The following is a 3,088-nucleotide window of genomic DNA, read 5'->3' on the forward strand; positions in this document are numbered from 1 at the left end:
TTGCTCTTTAACAATCTGGAACAAGCTGAAAATTGAAAGTTTACAGCTGAACATCACTCTCCGTAGCAGTACTGAGTGATGGATTAGTCTGTAACAGAGTCTCTCAAATAATCGCAGCGCGATGGTGGAAACACCTTCGGGTTGTGAGGTTAAGCGACTAAGCGTACACGGTGGATGCCTAGGCAGTCAGAGGCGATGAAGGGCGTGCTAATCTGCGAAAAGCGTCGGTAAGGTGATATGAACCGTTATACCCGACGATACCCGAATGGGGAAACCCAGTGTGTTTCGACACATTATCATTACATGAATACATAGTGTAATGAGGCGAACCGGGGGAACTGAAACATCTAAGTACCCCGAGGAAAAGAAATCAACCGAGATTCCCCCAGTAGCGGCGAGCGAACGGGGAAGAGCCCAGAACCAGCATCAGTTTGTGTGTTAGTGGAAGCGTCTGGAAAGTCGCACGGTACAGGGTGATAGTCCCGTACACAAAAATGCACAAGTTGTGAGTTCGATGAGTAGGGCGGGACACGTGACATCCTGTCTGAATATGGGGGGACCATCCTCCAAGGCTAAATACTCCTGACTGACCGATAGTGAACCAGTACCGTGAGGGAAAGGCGAAAAGAACCCCGGCGAGGGGAGTGAAATAGAACCTGAAACCGTGTACGTACAAGCAGTGGGAGCCTACTTTGTTGGGTGACTGCGTACCTTTTGTATAATGGGTCAGCGACTTATATTTTGTAGCAAGGTTAACCGAATAGGGGAGCCGTAGGGAAACCGAGTCTTAACTGGGCGTCAAGTTGCAAGGTATAGACCCGAAACCCGGTGATCTAGCCATGGGCAGGTTGAAGGTTGGGTAACACTAACTGGAGGACCGAACCGACTAATGTTGAAAAATTAGCGGATGACTTGTGGCTGGGGGTGAAAGGCCAATCAAACCGGGAGATAGCTGGTTCTCCCCGAAAGCTATTTAGGTAGCGCCTCGTGAACTCATCTTCGGGGGTAGAGCACTGTTTCGACTAGGGGGCCATCCCGGCTTACCAACTCGATGCAAACTACGAATACCGAAGAATGTTATCACGGGAGACACACGGCGGGTGCTAACGTCCGTCGTGAAGAGGGAAACAACCCAGACCGCCAGCTAAGGTCCCAAAGTCATGGTTAAGTGGGAAACGATGTGGGAAGGCATAGACAGCCAGGATGTTGGCTTAGAAGCAGCCATCATTTAAAGAAAGCGTAATAGCTCACTGGTCGAGTCGGCCTGCGCGGAAGATGTAACGGGGCTAAACCATGCACCGAAGCTGCGGCAGCGACGCTTAGGCGTTGTTGGGTAGGGGAGCGTTCTGTAAGCCGTCGAAGGTGAACTGTGAGGTTTGCTGGAGGTATCAGAAGTGCGAATGCTGACATAAGTAACGATAATGCGGGTGAAAAACCCGCACGCCGGAAGACCAAGGGTTCCTGTCCAACGTTAATCGGGGCAGGGTGAGTCGACCCCTAAGGCGAGGCTGAAAAGCGTAGTCGATGGGAAGCAGGTTAATATTCCTGCACTTGGTGTTACTGCGAAGGGGGGACGGAGAAGGCTAGGCTGGCCGGGCGACGGTTGTCCCGGTTCAAGCGTGTAGGGGGTGTGACCTGGTAAATCCGGTTGCATATCAACCCTGAGGCGTGATAACGAGCCACTACGGTGGTGAAGTAGCTGATGCCATGCTTCCAGGAAAAGCCTCTAAGCTCCAGGTAACACGAAATCGTACCCCAAACCGACACAGGTGGTCAGGTAGAGAATACTCAGGCGCTTGAGAGAACTCGGGTGAAGGAACTAGGCAAAATGGTGCCGTAACTTCGGGAGAAGGCACGCTGGCGCGTAGGTGAAGGGACTTGCTCCCGGAGCTGAAGCCAGTCGAAGATACCAGCTGGCTGCAACTGTTTAATAAAAACACAGCACTGTGCAAACACGAAAGTGGACGTATACGGTGTGACGCCTGCCCGGTGCCGGAAGGTTAATTGATGGGGTCAGCCGCAAGGCGAAGCTCTTGATCGAAGCCCCGGTAAACGGCGGCCGTAACTATAACGGTCCTAAGGTAGCGAAATTCCTTGTCGGGTAAGTTCCGACCTGCACGAATGGCGTAATGATGGCCAGGCTGTCTCCACCCGAGACTCAGTGAAATTGAACTCGCTGTGAAGATGCAGTGTACCCGCGGCAAGACGGAAAGACCCCGTGAACCTTTACTATAGCTTGACACTGAACATTGAGCCTTGATGTGTAGGATAGGTGGGAGGCTTTGAAGCGTGGACGCCAGTCTGCGTGGAGCCAACCTTGAAATACCACCCTTTAATGTTTGATGTTCTAACTCGGCCCCGTGATCCGGGGTGAGGACAGTGTCTGGTGGGTAGTTTGACTGGGGCGGTCTCCTCCTAAAGAGTAACGGAGGAGCACGAAGGTTAGCTAATCACGGTCGGACATCGTGAGGTTAGTGCAATGGCATAAGCTAGCTTGACTGCGAGAGTGACGGCTCGAGCAGGTACGAAAGTAGGTCATAGTGATCCGGTGGTTCTGAATGGAAGGGCCATCGCTCAACGGATAAAAGGTACTCCGGGGATAACAGGCTGATACCGCCCAAGAGTTCATATCGACGGCGGTGTTTGGCACCTCGATGTCGGCTCATCACATCCTGGGGCTGAAGTAGGTCCCAAGGGTATGGCTGTTCGCCATTTAAAGTGGTACGCGAGCTGGGTTTAGAACGTCGTGAGACAGTTCGGTCCCTATCTGCCGTGGGCGTTGGAAGATTGAGAGGGGCTGCTCCTAGTACGAGAGGACCGGAGTGGACGCATCACTGGTGTTCGGGTTGTCATGCCAATGGCATTGCCCGGTAGCTAAATGCGGAAAAGATAAGCGCTGAAAGCATCTAAGCGCGAAACTTGCCTCGAGATGAGTCTTCCCTGTGGCTTTAAGCCACCTGAAGGGACGTTTAAGACTAAGACGTTGATAGGCTGGGTGTGTAAGTGCAGCGATGCATTGAGCTAACCAGTACTAAATGACCCGAGAGGCTTAACCTTACAACCACCAAAGGTGTTTTTAGAGACTTGA

At 52.2% G+C, this 3,088-nt stretch carries 1 rRNA gene; it reads left to right on the forward strand.

The annotated features are described in order from the left end of the window. The first annotated feature begins 147 nt into the window (after positions 1-147). Positions 148-3,057, forward strand: a 23S ribosomal RNA gene (locus UC14_RS06295). The last annotated feature ends 31 nt before the right edge of the window (positions 3,058-3,088 follow it).

Origin of the sequence: Rahnella sp. NRRL B-41462 (genome assembly GCF_003263525.1) — a bacterium.
Taxonomy (GTDB): Bacteria; Pseudomonadota; Gammaproteobacteria; order Enterobacterales; family Enterobacteriaceae; genus Rahnella; species Rahnella aceris.